The organism is Klebsiella sp. CN_Kp104, assembly GCF_040064515.1.
GTDB classification, from domain to species: Bacteria; Pseudomonadota; Gammaproteobacteria; order Enterobacterales; family Enterobacteriaceae; genus Klebsiella; species Klebsiella aerogenes.
The window spans coordinates 22886-40372 of the sequence record NZ_JBEAII010000011.1 but is presented as its reverse complement, the minus strand read 5'-3'; the positions used below and the strand labels follow the sequence as shown (position 1 = coordinate 40372).

Sequence of the window (17487 nt, the reverse complement as noted above, 5' to 3'; positions counted from 1 at the left end):
GCCGAGGAACATCAGGGTGAAGCCTTCGCCTAACAGAACGGCATCAGTCATAAAATAGCCTTTGGAGGAGCGCAATAATGGCGTGATGAACAACCGCGATAGCCGAGTGGATTTCCCCAGACCACATAGTCAGAAGCCTCTTTATCGCGGAAATTAATTCTCGCCATTACTGCGCAATATATTTAACAGGGCATTATTTAATAAAGCTTACGTGCTGACAGATTTCATCGGCGACAATCTCTTTGCGCTGATTAAATATCACCTTATTCTGCTCAAAAAGATTATTTCCGTGGGTATCGATCGACACAATAAGTGGGCCGAATTCTTTCACCCGGCAAACCCATAAGGTTTCCGGCATACCCAAATCACGCCACTGGGCGTCTTCAATTTCTTCCACACAGACCGCGGCAACCACCGCGCAGCCGGCCGGGAAGACGCAATGCAGCGCTTTATGTTCGGCGCAGCCCTCTTCGGTCCCCTTACCCATACCGCCTTTGCCAACGATTAATTTCACACCGGTCTTAGCAATAAATTCTTTTTCAAATTTCTCCATGCGCATACTGGTGGTTGGCCCAACGGAGACCATTTCAAATTTATCTTCCGTACCTTTAATCGGCCGCACAATGGGCCCGGCATGTAATATCGCGCCGCCGGCAACGTTGACCGGTAATTCACGACCGCCTTCAATTAAACGACGGTGAGCTACATCACGACAGGTAACAATATGACCATTGAGATAAATAATATCGCCCGCTTTAATATCAGCTAAATCTTCATCTTTAATTGGCGTAGTGAGTATTTTTTTAGTCATCAGAAAGCCACTCCTGTGTGAGACGTAATGGTGTAATTCAAATCTTTATCGAAAACGATATGTCCTTTGCGGTGCGACCAGCAGCCAACGTTGACCGCCACGCCGATGGTGGAAGGATGGCGCGCGGTGTTTTCGATATTGACGCCCATCACGGAGGTGTTACCGGACATCCCCTGCGGGCCAAGGCCAATTTTGTTGATGCCGTCTTCGAGCATTTTCTCCAGCGATGCCGCGCGCTCATTCTCATTACGCGACCCCACCGGGCGCATCAGCGCTTTCTTCGACAGCAGCGCCGCGGTTTCAACGGAGGTCGCGACGCCAATGCCAACCAACAACGGCGGACAGGCGTTCAGGCCATAGCTGGTCATCACATCCAGTACGAAACGGGTTACGCCTTCGTAACCGGCGCCCGGCATTAGCACCATCGCTTTACCCGGCAGCGAGCAGCCGCCGCCGGCCATATAGGTGTAAATACTGCACTGGTCGGAATCGGGGACGATCTCCCAGAATACCGTCGGCGTACCTTTACCCACGTTTTTACCGGTGTTGTATTCATCAAAGGTCTCCACGCTGTTGTGGCGCAGCGGGGAGTCCACGGTGGCTTTAATCACCGATTCGCGCAGCAGCGCTTCCAGTTCACCAATCAGCGGGAAGTTAGCGCCGCACTCAACCAAAAACTGAATCACGCCGGTGTCCTGGCAAGAGGGACGATCCAGCTCTTTGGCCAGACGCTGGTTTTCAACCATGGTGGTAAAGATGACGTCAGCAAGCTGGCTGGTCTCTTTTTTATGCAACTCTTTCAGTTTTGCAGTGACGTCATCAGGCAATACTTTGCCGGTATATCCCACGAATTTGGCCATAATATCGGTCATTCGGGATATCTGTTCGCTTTTGCTCATAAAGGCTCCTTAGTCAGAACAGCGTCCGTAAATTACGGGTGAAAAGGGAAAAGAATTGGCAGCAGTACGAGGCTGACAATGGTCGAAACAATAATCAGAGGGAGGCCGGATTTGGCGTAATCGACAAACTTATAGCCGCCGGCTGAGAGCACCATCATGTTGGCGGGCATACCGATCGGCGTCGCGTAGGCGCAGGAACTGCCGATAACGGTCGCCATCAGGACCGCTTTCGGATCGGCGCCCATACCGGCCGCTATCGACAAACTCACCGGTACCAGTAGCGCGACGGTAGCGGTATTGGACATAAAGTTGGTCATGATGACGGACAGTACAAAGACCACCACCATCAACATGAACGGGGAAGAGTTCTGGCCCAGCATGCCGATGACATGATCGGCAACCAGCTTGCCCGCGCCGGTCATTTCCAGCGCTTTTGCCAGCGCCAGCGTGCCGCCAAAAATGAAAATAGTTTGTGAATCAATCGCTTTGTAAGCCTGCTTTTCCGTCAGCACGCCGGTAAACACCAGTACCAACGCACCGATACAGCCTGCAACCGTCAGGCTAATGCCGGTCTGTTTCTCAAAAATCATGCCGAGAATCGTGGCGATCAGCACCACCAGCGACAGGATCTGTTTCCAGCGCGGAACGTCGCTGTAATCACGCTGTTCGCCGACGCTGCCGACTTCGCCGCTATTCCCGGTAGCAGGCAGAAATTTATAGCCAATCGTCAGGAAATAGAGGATGCCGCAGAGCAGCATCGGTAAACCCACTTTCGCATACTCAAAGAAGCCAAAGCCGCTACCGATATTCTGTAACGCCGATTGCGCGATCAGGTTGCCGGGCGCGCCAATCAACGACAGGTTGCCGCCGAGGGCGGCGGCAAATACCAGCGGCATCAGTAAACGAGAGCGGGCAAAACCCGATTTCGCCGCGACGCCAATCACCACCGGGATCAGCACCGCCGCCGTACCGGTGTTGGAAAGAAAGCCCGACATCACGCCGACCACCACCATGATGGTGAAAATCAGCTGTTTTTCGGTTTTGGCGAAGTGAGTGATCACCCCGCCGACTTTATTGGCCATCCCGGTTTCAAATAACGCCCCGCCGACGACGAACATGGCGACAAAAAGAATGACGTTGGAGTCGATAAAACCAGCAAAAGCTTGTTTCAGATCCAACACGCCGGTGAGTACTAACGCCACGCAGACCACCATGGAAGTCACTGCCAGAGGCACCTTCTCCCAGACGAACATGACGATAGCGAACACCAGCAAACATAAGGTGATGGTAATCGGTTCCATACTTATAATTATCCCTATCAATGATATATGATATTGTATCCAATATTGACGAAGGAGAAATTATGCCCATACAAAAAGTAAGTCAATGCGTTTTTGAGGAAAGATCGCGCAGTGCGATCTGCATCAAGATCCTGCGCAGATCGTCACAAGAAGTGATTAATAACGATGATCAATAAGAAAAAAGCCTGCAATTGCTCCACAGGCAATTGGCGTTACGCGGTGGTATCAGGAAGGTAGCGCGTTAACATGTTCTCCATCGAGCGGATAATATGCTTGCGCATACGCTGGCGCGCCAGCTCTTCATTATGCTGCTCAAGTGCCTGTAAAATCTCTTTATGTTCGTGGATGGAGATAGCGGCATACTCCGCTTCGGTCACCTTGTACCCCATCGACAGTCCGTTCCACATATTACAAAGCAGCATCTTCATTTTTTCGTTGCCTGCGGCGTTCCAGATCTCCATATGGAAAGCCTGGTTCAGGTCGGAATATTCAGTGAAGTTATTATCGGCCAGCGCTTTTTCCGCTGAGTAGTGTACCTGGGCAATGCGCGAAATATCCGTGCCGGGACGGGAGGCTTTCGCCACCGCCTCGCTTTCCAGCAGCGCGCGAATTTCATAATGCTCGCGGATCGTCTGCTCGTTGATCCCCAACACCACCGCGCCTTTATTGGGGCGGACTTTAATCAGGCCATCGGCGGCTAAAATCTGAAACGCTTCGCGTACCGGCATGCTGGAAACGCCGACCATACGGGCAATGCCTTCGAGAGTTATCTCCTGCCCTTCCACTAAATCCCGCGAAAGAATCGCTTTGCGTAATACCGCCGCGACCTGCTCTTTCGCCGAAAGAAGCTTAATTTTCCCTAATTTAGGCTTCTGCACTTTCCCAATCCTTCATATGTTGACGCATAATTTCCGCAAGCATGAGGAAATAACGCTGTGTTGCCTGAGCAATATTGCCCGCATCGCCGCGGCTAATGGCTCCGGCCAGTTCATGTAGTATCAGTGCCGATTCCTGGCTATCGTCTTTCAGATACAGGATGACATAAGAGATATATCCATCCAAAAATTGCTGATAAGCCTTCGCCAGATAGCGGTTATCAAGATAGGAAATCAGCAACTGATGAAATTCCAGTTCGCGAGTTTTGTCGCCAGGCTGCGCCAGCGCTTGTGCGCGCCCGAGCAGCAATTCCCCCTGGTTTGCCGGCACCAGAGTGAACAATTCGGCAGCCATCACCGCGATCACGCGAAAAATTTGGCTAACATCATCAGGCACCAGTTTTGATACCTGCATATGGCGGTTAGGCAAGCGCACCAGAAAGCCCTCTTGTTCAAGGGACTGCAACGCTTCTCTAACCGGCATACGTGAAAGCCCTAGCTGCTCGGCAATACTCTCCTGCGCCAGCTCATCTCCCGCTTTCATCGCTCCGGACAGAATTTGATAGCGAATGATTTGCGTAATGTGGTCCCTGGTCTGCTTTCGTTCGATCTTTTTCACAACGTCCTCATTGCTTAGGGCTTAAGACGCGGGGATTTTAGCAGATTTAGCCGCCAGGCGGCGCATTCGGCAGGGATATGAGGCGATAAAAAAGCCGGAACGACGGTTCCGGCTTTTCTGCTAAGTAGACATTACTTATTCACGAAATCTTCGCCGAGGGCGATATCTTTCTTCAGCGTATCCAGCATGCCTTCCAGCGCCTGCTGTTCAAAAGCGCTAAGTTTACCGATGGACTGGCGCTCTTCCACGCCATTTTTGCCCAACAGCAGCGGCTGCGAGAAGAAACGGGCATACTGGCCGTCACCTTCGACATAGGCACATTCAACCACGCCTTTTTCACCCTGCATTGCACGCACCAGTGAAAGCCCGAAACGCGCAGCGGCCTGGCCCATCGACAGCGTCGCCGATCCGCCGCCCGCTTTCGCTTCCACGACTTCCGTCCCGGCGTTTTGAATACGTTTGGTGAGATCCGCGACTTCCTGCTCACTAAAGCTGACGCCAGGGATCTGCGACAGTAAAGGCAGGATAGTGACGCCAGAGTGGCCGCCAATGACCGGAACTTCAACCTCTGTTGCCGACTTACCTTTAAGTTCGGCGACAAAAGTATTAGAACGAATGATATCGAGGGTGGTAACGCCAAACAGTTTGTTTTTATCGTACACACCGGCTTTTTTCAGCACTTCGGCGGCGATAGCGACGGTGGTATTTACCGGGTTGGTGATAATACCGATGCAGGCCTGCGGACAGGTTTTTGCGATCTGCTGCACCAGGTTTTTAACGATACCGGCATTAACATTAAATAAGTCGGAACGATCCATGCCGGGCTTACGCGCGACGCCGGCGGAAATCAGCACCACATCAGCGCCTTCCAGCGCCGGGGTGGCATCTTCACCGGAGAAACCTTTGATTTTTACATCTGTGGGAATATGACTTAGATCTACCGCCACGCCCGGCGTAACCGGAGCGATGTCGTACAACGAGAGCTCTGAACCTGAAGGCAGTTGGGTCTTAAGTAGTAGGGCAAGCGCCTGGCCGATTCCACCAGCGGCGCCGAGGACTGCAACTTTCATCCTAAACTCCTTATTATGGTTAATATAGTCTTTCGTTATTCCGTCGCCTGGACCTTAATTCACAAGATGAACAATTACAATAATTATGGCTGAAGAATGCGGGGTACGCGCAATGATGCAGCAAATTCGCATTTTTCTTCCTGAGACTGGCCATCCAGCAAAGCCGTAGTACCGGATCGACTATTGGTTACAATACACCCAGCTCGCTCGGCAAAACAATATCAATTTCATAACATTTATTTCACTTTTACAGCAATTTACCCGCTGTGATGCAGGCATGTTCCTCATCAGGGTTATTTGCTAAAATATGCGCCTTTCATAACATTATTTACGCTATTCCTTTGCGGATTATTTGCATAAAAATGCACTTGTATGCATAATGATGTTGTTTTTACCACCATAATCTGGGTGACTTATGCGTAGTTCGGCAAAACAAGAAGAACTGGTTAAAGCGTTTAAATCGCTGCTTAAAGAAGAAAAATTCAGCTCGCAAGGCGAAATCGTTCAGGCGCTGCAGGAAGAAGGTTTCGAGAACATCAACCAATCGAAAGTTTCCCGCATGCTGACAAAGTTTGGCGCCGTTCGCACGCGTAACGCCAAAATGGAAATGGTCTACTGTTTGCCTGCCGAACTCGGCGTGCCGACGACCTCCAGCCCGCTGAAAAATCTGGTGCTCGACATCGATTATAACGATGCGGTGGTGGTGATTCACACCAGCCCCGGCGCGGCGCAGCTAATCGCACGCCTGCTGGATTCCTTAGGCAAAGCCGAAGGTATTCTGGGTAGTATCGCGGGTGATGACACTATCTTTACCACCCCTGCCCGCGGTTTTTCCGTTAAAGATCTCTACGACGCGATTCTGGTCCTGTTCGAACAGGAACTCTAAGCGCTCCCCCTCTGGTTCCTGCCAGAGGGTTCTTCCCCGCAAAATGCTATCCCCCCAAACCTTCAAATAAAGCAGCATTTTTTTAACATTTAGTGTGGTTTTCCACCTCTATACATTCCTTTACCGAATGATAACGGCTAAAGCGCACAAAAGATCAAAGCGCAATATCTATTTGATTTAAATATAAATAATCATGATATTCACCCCACGAATGACATTTCTAATTCTTATACGTTATAAAAACGACATTTCTTGGAAATTATTTACACTGAAAACAATTAGCATGGTATTAATATTTTTGGTGATTAGTGTATACTTGATTTTGTGATGAGGGTCACGAAACAAAGCCCCCTAATAATAAAATTCGACGAGGTGAACATCATGAAAATCAAAACCACTGTAGCCGCACTCAGCATGCTATCCGTACTGTCCTTTGGCGCTTTCGCCGCTGATTCAATCAACAGCACTCAAGCGGAAAGCCGCCAGTCACTGGGCACCGTATCTATCGGCGCGGTAGGTTCTTCCCCGATGGATATGCATGAAATGCTGAACAAAAAAGCACAAGAAGAAGGTGCTTCTTCTTATCGCATTATCGAAGCTCGCACCGGCGACCATTGGCACGCCACTGCTGAACTTTATAAATAAGCTTTAACGATTGTCGGTCATTAACTGAAACAGTATCTCTTCAGCGGCCTGGGTTCATAAGAAATCTCCCGCCGCTGCACATAAGGTTGGAGTCAAGATTATGAAAAGCGCAATTATCATCGCATCCCTGGGTCTGGCATCTGTTCTCTCTTTCGGCGCAAGCGCAGCCGTACAGCAAGTGAATGCCGATCAAGCACAAAACCTGCAACCAATGGGCACTATCTCTGTATCGCAAGTAGGTAGCGCGCCAATGGATATGCGCCAGGAACTCGCGGCTAAAGCCGAGAAAGAAGGCGCCAGCAGCTACCGCATTATTGAAGCTCGTACCGGCGACAGCTGGCACGCGACTGCTGAGTTGTACAAATAAACCCTCGTCGTCTTATCCGACGACTTGCCCCCGCCTGCCGGGGGCTTTTTTATGCCCAACGGGCATTGAAACGTAGTTGTCCTTCCAGCTCCTCTTCCGCTTCATCGAACAGCAAAATTAACGCGCCAAAGCGACGACGCTGTTTTTCATCCAGATGGACAAATTCAATCTCCAGCGGGAACGGTAAGCGCCCTCCCGTCACCGCGCTCCACAGCGCGTCAAGGTTATCCACCTGCTTATCCGGTAGCGCGAAGGCGCGGGAAAACTCACGATAGAAATCCTGTTGCTCAGCTATTTCATCAAAATCAAAGGTATAAATAGTCATTGCCCGCCGCCCCTTCCGCTCTGTCCCTCTACACCAAATAAGTATAGCGATAAAAAAACCGACGCCGGGGCGTCGGTTCGCAGGTTAGCTATTGGTGAGCACGTGTTGATATTTTTTCAGCATATCCACCAGCCGTCGCACCGGCTCAGTAACCTGGGGCGACGCCTGCCAGTGAAGGAGTTTTTCCTGATAAACATCAAGCTCTTCCAGCAGACGGGTAAAGTAACGGCGGCGCTTATCGTCGCTGCCGGCGGAGATAACGTGATCGGCGGTTCGCCGCAGCTGGCGGTGGAAGGCCGACAGATCCTCGTTTACCGGTACCGGGGCATCGCGTAGACGCTGGTGCGCGATAATCAGCGTCAACGCTAACCGAAAGCGGGCGATATCGCCGGGAAACTTGTTCAGCAGTAAAAACAGCTGTTGATACAGCGCCGGCAAATGGTTCTCTTTTCGCCTTGCGCTGTTAGTAGTGAGCGAAGAGACCGCCGCCGAGACGAACTGGTTCAATAACACCCGTCCGGTGCGTGCCTGAGAGTTATCACGCACTAACAGAATCACCATCAGCGCGAGGAAACAGCCGACAATCTGCCCCAGGGCGCTATCGAGGAACTGGCTAAACTGGAACTGCATCGGGTTATCCAGCACCAAAATGTTGATGGTGCTCGCTAAAGCCCCCAGCGATCCCAACCGCCGCTTTTGTACCTCAATGCCGATAAAGAACGCCATCGCGGCAAGGCTGATACACAATAGCAGCATGCTCTGTTGCGTCGCAGGCATGACGACAAGGAAGAACAGCGCGCCGAGCGGTAAAGCGGCAAGGGTGCCATAGAGGAAGTCTAAGGCCACCATCCGCGGGTTAGGCAGACGCATCGCCAGCGCGGTCACCACGGCAATCATGACCATCGCCCCGCTACCGGATGTCCAGCCGGTCCATAGCCAGAACAGGGTGCCGAGAATACAGGAAATGGAGGTTCGCCAGAAGTTAACCATCGCGTGGTGACGTTCGGCGGACTCAACCTTCACCACCGTCTCGCCGCGTAGAACTTCATCTTCAATACGGCTGATTTTGGTGTTGCCAACCACGCCGCGCTTGAGCAGCAGGTAACGCGTCGCCGCGCCGACCCAGCTATAAATAGTGACCGGCGTATTGTGTTCACCTTTCCATGTCAGGAAGCGGCGCATACGCTTAAGCTGTTGATGCACATCCTGTACCGTTTCAACGGGCTCAGCGAACAGCTCGCGGTAGTCGTCAGTCACCATCTCCGGGCGTGAGTTCTGAATCAGATAGGTTTCGCAGGCCTGAGTAATCAGCGTCAGCGATAGCGTGTTGATCGCCTTTAGCCGCTGGTTGACCTTCGACCAGCGCGAAGATTCCATGATCAGATTGCCGCGCATTCCTTCCAGCGCGGCAGTACGGCGCACCAGCGCTCCCCAGGCTTTGTCCACCACCTCGCTATCGCCATGGGCGACACAAAGCTGCATCAGGCGATACTGATCCAGTAACAGGTTATCCAGTTCGAGGTCGATCTCTTTTTTGATGGAGCGCGGGGAAAATAGCAGGTCAGCAACGATGGCGCTGACGATCCCGATGACGATTTCGCTACAGCGCTCAACGGCAAACTGCGGCGCCAGCATCGGGTCGGTATGAATGGTGATGATGATAATCAGCGCCGTATAACCCGCCAGCCCCCAGGCGTAGGAGTTTTCGACCTTCACCAGCGAGGAGATCCAGGTGCAGAAACCGGCCCAGAGACAGCAGACCAGCATCATCAATAGCGGCGCGCGGATCATGAGGATAATGATCGCCAGCGCGGCAATACAGCCGATAAACGTCCCGGCAATACGCAACATTCCACGGTAACGAATCGCCCCGGAATAGGGTTCACCGCCGGCGGCAAATGCCGGACCGGCGGTCACGATAGCCGCGGTCAGTACGGCCCAGCGCGGCGTCTCAAGCTGAAAATGAAAGCCGACAAACAGCGCCAGCACCACCGCGCATGCAAGCTTAATGGCAAAGCGGAGATGCCGGGGAGCAATGGTATAGGTCCCCATGGCGATTAACCAAACTCACGTAAGCGCATGGCGACTTTCTGGAAGAAGTTGGCCTGGCTAGCGTCGCGATCTTCTTTACCGGTAATGACGACGGTTGCGGTGGTGCCCGACGGCCAGAGGTTGCCCTGCTGCTGGTCAAGACGAATACGTACCGGCACGCGCTGCGCCAGACGCACCCACTCAAGGTTGGAGTCAACAGAGGCCATCCCTTTTGTATCGCTGCTGCTGCTGGCGTTAGTCACGCCCGCGGCAACGCTGTCAACGGTACCTTTTATCACCTTACTACTACCGAGCGGAGTGATTTCGGCGCGATAACCCGGACGCACGCCTTCCAGCTTAGTCTCTTCCAGGTATGCCATCACGTAGAAGGTATTTTGTTTCACCAAAGCGACCGCGGTCGAACCGCGGGTGATGAATTCGCCGGCGTAGACGTTCAGGTTGGTCACCCAGCCGTCGGCTGGCGCGCGAATCACTGTGCGTTCGAGATCCAGTTTGGCTAAATCGCGGCTGGCCACCGCTTTCGCCAGCTGATGCTCTACGGTTTGCAGCACGTTGTTGGCCTGGTCAATCTCTTCGCGCGACATCGCCTGCACGCCGAGCTTGTTACGGCGCCCGGCTTCAACGCGTTTTTCCTGAGCCAGCGTCTGGTAATAGGAGACATCGGCTTGCGCCTCCGCCAGCGCTTTTTGGTAACGAGGTTGGTCAATAACGAACAATACCTGGTCTTTCTTAACCAGTTGGTTATCCTTGACATTCACCTGTGAAATGAGCCCGGACACATCCGGGGCGATGGCGACGATATCGGCGCTAAAGCGCGCATCGCGCGTCCACGGCGACGCGGTGTAGTACACCCATGCGCGAAAAATAGCGATAAACGCCAGAATAACCAGTATCACAGTGATGGCAGTACGCAGGATATTTCTTGTTAGTGTTTTCACATCGACCTCAAACGAACAAGCGCGATATCAGATAAAACAGACAGCAATACAGCGCAGTATTAAACAGTGCAGGGTGCCAGACAAAATCATAAATACCGGTCGGAACCAGCAAACGGTGCACCAGCCAGAAGATGGCTAGCGACAATAGCAGCTCAAAGAAGATCGGCGGAAACGATAGGCCGAAAATCACTATGACAGGAAACAGACTCATGATGACCTTGATAAGAAGCGTACAGGTGGTAGCGTGATGCGTTTATTATGTAGCTAACTATATATTAACGTAACAATTGCAGCCTTATCTATAATATGTGATCTAAATCACTTTTAAGCCAGAGTGAATAATGGAACGACTAAAACGCATGTCGGTGTTCGCCAAAGTGGTTGAGCTGGGCTCTTTCACCGCCGCCGCACGCCAGCTCCAGATGAGCGTTTCATCTATCAGCCAGACCGTTGCTAAACTGGAAGACGAGCTACAGGTAAAGCTGCTCAACCGCAGCACCCGCAGCCTGGGCTTAACAGAAGCGGGTAAAATTTATTACCAGGGCTGCCGAAGAATGCTCTTTGAAGCGCAGGACGTCCATGAACAGCTGTATGCCTTCAACAATACTCCCATCGGCACGCTGCGCATCGGTAGCTCTTCAACTATGGCACAGAATGTGCTGGCGCGCATAACCGCCGAAATGCTCAAAGAATATCCAGGTTTATCGATTAATCTGGTGACCGGCATCCCTGCGCCAGACCTGATTGCCGACGGCCTCGACGTGGTAATACGCGTCGGCGCATTGCAGGATTCCAGCCTCTTCTCGCGGCGGCTGGGCTCGATGCCGATGGTGCTTTGCGCGGCGAAAAGCTATCTTCAGCACGCGGGATGCCCGGAAAAACCGGCGGATCTCGCCAGCCACTCGTGGCTGGAATATAGCGTACGGCCAGATAATGAGTTCGAAATTATCGCCCCGGAGGGGATCTCAACACGCCTGATCCCACAAGGGCGTTTCGTCACTAACGATCCGATGACGCTGATCCGCTGGCTGACTGCCGGCGTTGGCGTGGCCTACGTTCCGCTGATGTGGGCGATCGACGAGATCAATCGCGGTGAACTGGAGATCCTGCTGCCGAGCTATCAATCGGATCCGCGGCCGGTCTATGCGCTGTATACCGAAAAAGACAAACTGCCGCTGAAGGTGCAGGTATGTATTAACTATCTGACGGATTATTTTGTCGAGGTGGCGAAGATCTATCAGGGAATGCACGGGCGCGGGATGACCCGTTAATTGACATCCCGGCAGCGGCTTCGCGCCGCCGGGACCAGCCGTTATCAGGCGGTGCCGCCAACGGTAAGGTTGTCGACTTTCAGCGTCGGCTGGCCGACGCCGACCGGCACGCTCTGCCCTTCTTTACCGCACACGCCAACGCCGCTATCCAGCTTCAGATCGTTACCAACCATAGAAATCTGCTGCATCGCTTCGATACCGGAACCGATTAGCGTCGCGCCTTTGACTGCCTTGGTCACTTTGCCTTTTTCAATCAGATAAGCTTCCGAGGTCGAGAAGACAAATTTACCGGAGGTGATATCCACCTGGCCGCCGCCGAAGTTCGGCGCATAGATACCGTAATCGACCGATTCGATAATCTCCTGCGGCGTCGACTTACCGGCCAGCATATAGGTGTTGGTCATCCGCGGCATCGGCAGATGCGCATAGGATTCACGGCGACCATTACCGGTCGGCGCAACGCCCATTAAACGCGCGTTGAGCTTATCCTGCATATAACCTTTCAGGACACCGTTTTCGATAAGCACATTGTATTGACCCGGCGTACCTTCGTCATCAATCGCGACCGAGCCACGGCGATCGGCCATGGTGCCGTCATCCACGACGGTGCACAGTTCAGAGGCGACTAATTCGCCCATGTGACCGCTGAAGACCGAGGTGCCGCGACGGTTAAAGTCACCTTCCAGACCGTGGCCAACGGCTTCATGCAGCAGCACGCCAGGCCAGCCCGCGCCAAGAACCACCGGCAGCATTCCGGCTGGCGCGGCAACCGCGGACAGATTGACTAATGCCATACGTACCGCTTCACGCGCCCAGACATCCGCCCGTACGTCGCCATCCAGCGGCGCAAGGAAATAATCATAGCCAAATCGCCCGCCGCCACCGCTGGCGCCGCGCTCGCGTTTGCCGTCTTCCTCCACCAGCACGCTCACGGAGAGGCGAACCAGAGGACGGACATCAGCGGCCAGCGTCCCGTCCGTTGCCGCCACCAGGATAAGCTCGTAGACGCCGCTCAGGCTGGCGGAAACTTCCTGCACGCGCTTATCGGCAGCACGCGCCACCTTATCAACGCGGCGCAGGATATCCAGTTTCTCTTCGCGGCTCATGCTCTGCAGCGGATCGACGCTGGTATAGAGAGAGCTGTATTCCACCGCGCCGAGCGTCTGCACTTTGCCGTCGCCATGGTCGCGGACGATAGTACGCGCCGCCTGGGCACTCTGTTCAAGCGCCAGTTTGCTGATTTGGTCCGCATAGGCAAAACCGGTTTTCTCGCCGCTTACCGCCCGGACGCCTACGCCCTGGTCAATATTGTACGACCCATCTTTAATGATGCTGTCTTCCAGAACCCAGGATTCGTGATAGCTCGACTGAAAATAAAGATCGCCGTAATCGAGACGGCGCTCAGCCAGTTGGCCAAGAATGGCAAACAGGTCCTGATGGTTCAGGCCATTTGCCGACAGTAATTGTTCACTTACCAGGTTCAAACTCATCGTTACGCTACTCGTTTGTTGCCGCCTGACACAGGGGAATGCCATGCGGCGAAAAAGATGACGGGGAGAAAATGCCCTCTATTGAGAGTGCGATAATTCCCCGTACTCGTCAAATCATTGCTTTTTGTTGCTGCGCGCCTGGCGCAGCACTTCATTGATTTCTGGCTGATCGATTGGACCCGTAATGCGATAGCGCAGAATCGACACTTTGTTCCACAGCGGCCCAAGCACCTTGCTGGCGGCAAACACCGCCGCGCCGACGATCGGGTTGACGGCGAATGCCGCCGCTACGCCGACGGTGGCCGATATTTCCGGCGCCACCACCGCTTGTAAATCTAAACGACGACGCACCAGATCGACCGAACCTTTCATCGCGATGTCGGCTTCGAGCCCATCCACCAGCGTATCATCCGTATTCAGCACGCCGTCTTTAATCCACGCCGTACTGCGAATCGAATCAAACCAGAACCCTTCCTGGAAGGTGTCGCTGAAATCGAAGCGTAGCTTACGCAGCAGCGCGTCAACGCTCAATAGCCTTAACAACTGACCGGCATGACCGGTGCTCAGGTCAGTAAACTCGCCTTTGCCGAGGCGGCTTTTGAGGATCCCGTTCAGCGAAGCGACATCAGGCTGCCATGGCGGCGCGCGCCAGTGCAGATCGTAATCGACATCAAACGACGACCCTTTCACCGGCGTCGAGACACCGAAGAAGTTGACGAAGTCGTCCGTTTTATTGCCGTGAAGCTTGCCTTTCAGCGAGGTACGTACGCCGCCCGGCGCATTTACCCAGACGCCATCGGTAGTGAGTCGGCCAAAGCCGGTATCCACCAGGCCATTACTGAGAGTGAGCGTATCGCCCTTGATATCGAAGTCACCGTCGATTCGTCCATATTTTTGCCCCCACAGCCAGCACTCTTTACAGCGCAGCTGTAAATCCGGCCAGCCGCGGAAATCCAGACGGGTATCAGCCAGCGGGCCGCTCTCTTTTTTCGCCGTACCGCTGTTATCGCTGGAAGGGTTGTAATAGAGGTAGCGAATAGCCGCCAGCCAGGGGGCATTCTTATGCATCGTCAACGTGGCATTGATTTCACGCCCCTGCGCCTCCACCTTCGAGCCGCTACCGTCAGGCTGAGAGACCAGACTGACGTTATTCCAGTTCTGCCCGGCGAAGGCCAGCGACGGTGTACGAAGCGTCACGCGCTCCGGGAAGGCCATATTACTGCTCACTTCGTTGACGGCGCCTTGCTGGAACAACGCCAGCCATTGCGCGCCATCCATCGCCGGCATGTTGAGCTCGACGCCTGATGCTTCAGGCAGCGACGGAATCGCTTTGCTGTCGGAGGTCAGAATCGCCCGATCGAGCGTCAACTTGTTATTCAGTAACCAGCGGCTATTGACGTGGTTCTTGCTGCCGATGTTGCCGGTCAAATCGAAGCTGCTTAAGCCGCCGGTCACGTTGATTTTCACCGGCAACGGCTCACCCGCCGATTTATTCACCGGCGCAGGTAAGTGACTACTCACATTTTTCAGATCGCCGTTGATATCGACTTTGTAGCTCGCGCTACCGCGATACGGTAACTCAATGGCCACTTTGCCGTCCCAGGGGACGCTGCCGCTGAGTTCATCATTGACCGCTTTCGGCAGCAGGCCGGTACGCGTCGGCTGCCAGTTAGCGTTCATGCCGACGTCAACGAGGAAGGCTTTCGCCCCTTCAGTGGTGGTGAAATTGAGGTTCAACGGTTGATTAAACCAGGTCGCGCTTAGCGGCCCGCTTTTTAAATCTCCGTTTTCGAAGCTGAACTGACCATTGAGATTCTTCAGCGTCGCGTCAATCGGCTTGATAAACAGATCGTTATTTTTCAGCCGTACATCGCCTTTGGCGGTGGTCATCTCGCCATCAAGCGGGATAGCAAGATGTAAGCGAGCGCTCACATTACCATCAAGCTGCAGTTCATCCAGCGCCGAGCCGAGCGTATCCTTCAGCGGGGTCTGTTTGAAATAAGGGCCGACCTCTTTACCAGGGCCGTTAACATCGGCATCGATAAACAATTTTTCATGGGAATAGTCGGGGATCACCGCGTCAAGGTTGCTGGCAGTAACGTTGCCCAGCATCGCTTTATCCGCCTTCATCCACAGGCCGTTATTGACGAAGTTAAGGTTGATATCCAGTCCGGTCAGCGCCGGCCAGTCCGGCTGGAAGGCGAAAGTTGCGTTCTTCAGCGGTACCGAGACCTGGAATTGGCCTTCGTTATGCTCATAGGGGAACTGATGTGGGTTGCCGCCGTAAACCAGGGTGGCATTGCTTGCCTGGCCGCCCTTAATTGCGCCGCTCAGGTAATCCACCAGCGCTTTGCCCATCAGATTTTCCGGGAAATAGCGCCACGCCTGGCCGCCATCGTTGGTACTGATACCCGCCAGGATGCCTAACCACGGCTCATCGCCTGCTGGCTGCAGATAGCGGAAGCCGCCGCGCGCGCGAACGCCGGTCGCCTGCACGTCGATATCGCGGCCATCCAGCATAAAGCCCTTGCTGTTCTTCTCCCAGCTTAGAGTCGCATCGCCCTGGGCTATCTCCAGCGGTGCGCGAAAGACCGTTTCATAAGGCATTTTCGCCTGGGTCATATGCGCGCGCAGTTCGCCATTTTCCACGCTGCCGCTCAGGCTGCCGGAAAAGTGCTCGGCTCCCGGCAGCAGCTTCCACTGCTTCCACGCCAGATCGCTCCAGTCGGCCTGGAAACGGGTCTTTTCCGTTGCCTGCAGCGGGATATCCAATGCCAACAGGTTGATTTTGCCGCTCGGCTGGGTGGTTCGCCACACTTCGCCAAAGCTCGGCGCCAGCTTATCGGCCATCGGTTGCAGACCGGTTAGCCCGCCAAGCTCGAGATTGCTGGCGCGGATGCGTAGCTCATCGCTGCGCTGATTGTTATTGCCACCCACTTCCTGCGCCGGGATCCACGCCATCGCCAGCTCGCCGCGCGGCCAGGCTTTGCCGTCTATCGAGATCCGCGTATCGGGGATGTGAAATGCCCAGCTTTGATTTTCACGCGTGATATGCCCCGTCAGGTTATCCACCGACAGCTGATGCAGATGCTTATCGCCCTGCCAGCTGGCGCCGCCTTTTTTCAGCCACACATCGCCGCTGGCGACATCGCCTTTATCGATGGTCATCCAGCCTTCAAGGCTGAAACGCGCGCTCTGCAGGGCGATGTTGTCCTGCATCCAGCGCCCGAGCCAGGGTTTAACGTCGATGTCGTCGGCCTGTAACCAGAGGCGCCCCTTGTTGAGCAGGCCGTTCTCATCACGTAAATCCATCCGCACCTGCATGACGCCGTGCTGGCCGGTGAGGCTCGAAAGGCTCAGCTGCCCCTCGGCGCGGTGGCGATTTTTACCGTTAAGCCAGGTCAGCTGTGGGATCGCCAGTTCAGCACGCTGACCGGAAATCGTCAGGAAGCTCAAATGGCTATCACGGAGAATAAAGTGGTCAAACTGGCGCAGGAACAGATCGCTGATGCGATCGGTCTTCAGGCTTGCGCCGTCGTCGTTAGTCTGGATGGGGGTATTGGTGTGAATTTGCAGTTGCCAGAAGGTCAGGTCGCGGAACTGCCAGCGCATATGTAGCAGGCTTTGCCAGACGTCGAGGGCAAGGGTAACCCGTTTGATCGTCATTACGCCACCGTCTTTCAAGGTGGCTTTAATATCGCGAACGTCCAGCGTCGGGCCGAAGTTTTCCCAGTTGGCGTTGATCTGTGAGGCATCAACCGCGACCCCGGATACCGCGGTAATTTTCTCCAGCAGTTGGGGACGCCAGTTATTTAGCTGCGGCAATGCCAGACGCAGGCCACTCACCAGTAGCGCAACAATCACCACCACGGTTGCCACGGTGAGCAGTAATATCCCGGGCCATCGCCTCAACGCATCTCTCCTTGTCAGCCTGTTAC

At 53.9% G+C, this 17487-nt stretch carries 16 protein-coding genes; 4 read left to right on the top strand and 12 right to left on the bottom strand.

Annotated features, from left to right (window positions below; genetic code table 11):
• Positions 1–193 precede the first annotated feature (193 nt).
• The 6 genes from ttdB to mdh all read right to left on the bottom strand — a co-directional run bounded on the left by ttdB (position 194) and on the right by mdh (position 5575).
• The gene (gene ttdB / locus ABLU80_RS12995; RefSeq protein ID WP_015703618.1) at positions 194–811 is read right to left on the bottom strand and encodes a L(+)-tartrate dehydratase subunit beta; all 618 of its coding nucleotides are present in this window, start codon (positions 809–811) and stop codon (positions 194–196) included.
• Positions 811–1710: a L(+)-tartrate dehydratase subunit alpha gene (gene ttdA / locus ABLU80_RS12990; RefSeq protein ID WP_042895788.1), complete on the bottom strand. Its 900-nt coding sequence runs from the start codon at positions 1708–1710 to the stop codon at positions 811–813. The genes ttdB and ttdA overlap by 1 nt, the downstream gene beginning before the upstream one ends.
• A gap of 32 nt (positions 1711–1742) precedes the next feature.
• Positions 1743–3011, bottom strand: coding sequence for an SLC13 family permease (locus ABLU80_RS12985; protein WP_047080482.1), 1269 nt, complete (start codon positions 3009–3011; stop codon positions 1743–1745).
• 212 nt (positions 3012–3223) lie between these two features.
• Entirely contained in the window at positions 3224–3889 is a 666-nt protein-coding gene (locus ABLU80_RS12980) for a GntR family transcriptional regulator (RefSeq protein WP_020077824.1), read from the bottom strand.
• On the bottom strand, positions 3876–4505 hold the full coding sequence (locus ABLU80_RS12975; RefSeq protein WP_015703622.1) for a GntR family transcriptional regulator: 630 nt from the start codon (positions 4503–4505) through the stop codon (positions 3876–3878). The genes ABLU80_RS12980 and ABLU80_RS12975 overlap by 14 nt, the downstream gene beginning before the upstream one ends.
• A 131-nt stretch (positions 4506–4636) precedes the next feature.
• Positions 4637–5575, bottom strand: coding sequence for a malate dehydrogenase (gene mdh / locus ABLU80_RS12970; RefSeq protein WP_015369475.1), 939 nt, complete (start codon positions 5573–5575; stop codon positions 4637–4639).
• 415 nt (positions 5576–5990) lie between these two features.
• Between mdh and argR the strand changes: the two genes are divergently transcribed.
• From argR to yhcN-B, 3 genes are all read left to right on the top strand, one after another.
• Positions 5991–6461 (top strand): transcriptional regulator ArgR, encoded by a 471-nt coding sequence (gene argR, locus ABLU80_RS12965; RefSeq protein WP_015369474.1) that lies wholly within the window; start codon positions 5991–5993, stop codon positions 6459–6461.
• A gap of 381 nt (positions 6462–6842) precedes the next feature.
• Entirely contained in the window at positions 6843–7106 is a 264-nt protein-coding gene (gene yhcN / locus ABLU80_RS12960; RefSeq protein WP_015369473.1) for a peroxide/acid stress response protein YhcN, read from the top strand.
• A gap of 100 nt (positions 7107–7206) precedes the next feature.
• On the top strand, positions 7207–7473 hold the full coding sequence (yhcN-B, locus tag ABLU80_RS12955; protein ID WP_015369472.1) for a DUF1471 family stress response protein YhcN-B: 267 nt from the start codon (positions 7207–7209) through the stop codon (positions 7471–7473).
• A 49-nt stretch (positions 7474–7522) separates the two neighbouring features.
• Here the strand turns inward: yhcN-B and ABLU80_RS12950 are convergent, their stop codons facing one another.
• From ABLU80_RS12950 to aaeX, 4 genes are all read right to left on the bottom strand, one after another.
• On the bottom strand, positions 7523–7798 hold the full coding sequence (locus ABLU80_RS12950; RefSeq protein WP_015369471.1) for a barstar family protein: 276 nt from the start codon (positions 7796–7798) through the stop codon (positions 7523–7525).
• An 84-nt stretch (positions 7799–7882) separates the two neighbouring features.
• Positions 7883–9850: a p-hydroxybenzoic acid efflux pump subunit AaeB gene (gene aaeB, locus ABLU80_RS12945; RefSeq protein ID WP_015369470.1), complete on the bottom strand. Its 1968-nt coding sequence runs from the start codon at positions 9848–9850 to the stop codon at positions 7883–7885.
• A gap of 5 nt (positions 9851–9855) precedes the next feature.
• Positions 9856–10788, bottom strand: coding sequence for a p-hydroxybenzoic acid efflux pump subunit AaeA (aaeA, locus tag ABLU80_RS12940; protein ID WP_015369469.1), 933 nt, complete (start codon positions 10786–10788; stop codon positions 9856–9858).
• A 7-nt stretch (positions 10789–10795) separates the two neighbouring features.
• On the bottom strand, positions 10796–10999 hold the full coding sequence (gene aaeX / locus ABLU80_RS12935; protein WP_002918640.1) for a p-hydroxybenzoic acid efflux pump operon protein AaeX: 204 nt from the start codon (positions 10997–10999) through the stop codon (positions 10796–10798).
• Positions 11000–11129: 130 nt separating this feature from the next.
• Here aaeX and aaeR point away from each other — a divergent pair, with 130 nt between their 5' ends.
• Positions 11130–12059, top strand: a complete 930-nt coding sequence (gene aaeR / locus ABLU80_RS12930; RefSeq protein WP_015703623.1) for an HTH-type transcriptional activator AaeR — start codon at positions 11130–11132, stop codon at positions 12057–12059.
• A gap of 44 nt (positions 12060–12103) precedes the next feature.
• Here the strand turns inward: aaeR and tldD are convergent, their stop codons facing one another.
• Entirely contained in the window at positions 12104–13549 is a 1446-nt protein-coding gene (gene tldD / locus ABLU80_RS12925; protein ID WP_015369467.1) for a metalloprotease TldD, read from the bottom strand.
• A 114-nt stretch (positions 13550–13663) separates the two neighbouring features.
• Positions 13664–17461 (bottom strand): AsmA2 domain-containing protein YhdP, encoded by a 3798-nt coding sequence (yhdP, locus tag ABLU80_RS12920; RefSeq protein WP_117025834.1) that lies wholly within the window; start codon positions 17459–17461, stop codon positions 13664–13666.
• Positions 17462–17487 lie beyond the last annotated feature (26 nt).

Coding starts and splice junctions, on each gene's coding strand:
- aaeX (WP_002918640.1), bottom strand. CDS start 10,999: ATGAGTCTGTTTCCTGTCATAGTGATTTTCGGCCTATCGTTTCCGCCG.
- argR (WP_015369474.1), top strand. CDS start 5,991: ATGCGTAGTTCGGCAAAACAAGAAGAACTGGTTAAAGCGTTTAAATCG.
- ttdB (WP_015703618.1), bottom strand. CDS start 811: ATGACTAAAAAAATACTCACTACGCCAATTAAAGATGAAGATTTAGCT.
- yhcN-B (WP_015369472.1), top strand. CDS start 7,207: ATGAAAAGCGCAATTATCATCGCATCCCTGGGTCTGGCATCTGTTCTC.
- ABLU80_RS12985 (WP_047080482.1), bottom strand. CDS start 3,011: ATGGAACCGATTACCATCACCTTATGTTTGCTGGTGTTCGCTATCGTC.
- ABLU80_RS12950 (WP_015369471.1), bottom strand. CDS start 7,798: ATGACTATTTATACCTTTGATTTTGATGAAATAGCTGAGCAACAGGAT.
- ttdA (WP_042895788.1), bottom strand. CDS start 1,710: ATGAGCAAAAGCGAACAGATATCCCGAATGACCGATATTATGGCCAAA.
- tldD (WP_015369467.1), bottom strand. CDS start 13,549: ATGAGTTTGAACCTGGTAAGTGAACAATTACTGTCGGCAAATGGCCTG.
- aaeR (WP_015703623.1), top strand. CDS start 11,130: ATGGAACGACTAAAACGCATGTCGGTGTTCGCCAAAGTGGTTGAGCTG.
- yhcN (WP_015369473.1), top strand. CDS start 6,843: ATGAAAATCAAAACCACTGTAGCCGCACTCAGCATGCTATCCGTACTG.
- aaeB (WP_015369470.1), bottom strand. CDS start 9,850: ATGGGGACCTATACCATTGCTCCCCGGCATCTCCGCTTTGCCATTAAG.
- mdh (WP_015369475.1), bottom strand. CDS start 5,575: ATGAAAGTTGCAGTCCTCGGCGCCGCTGGTGGAATCGGCCAGGCGCTT.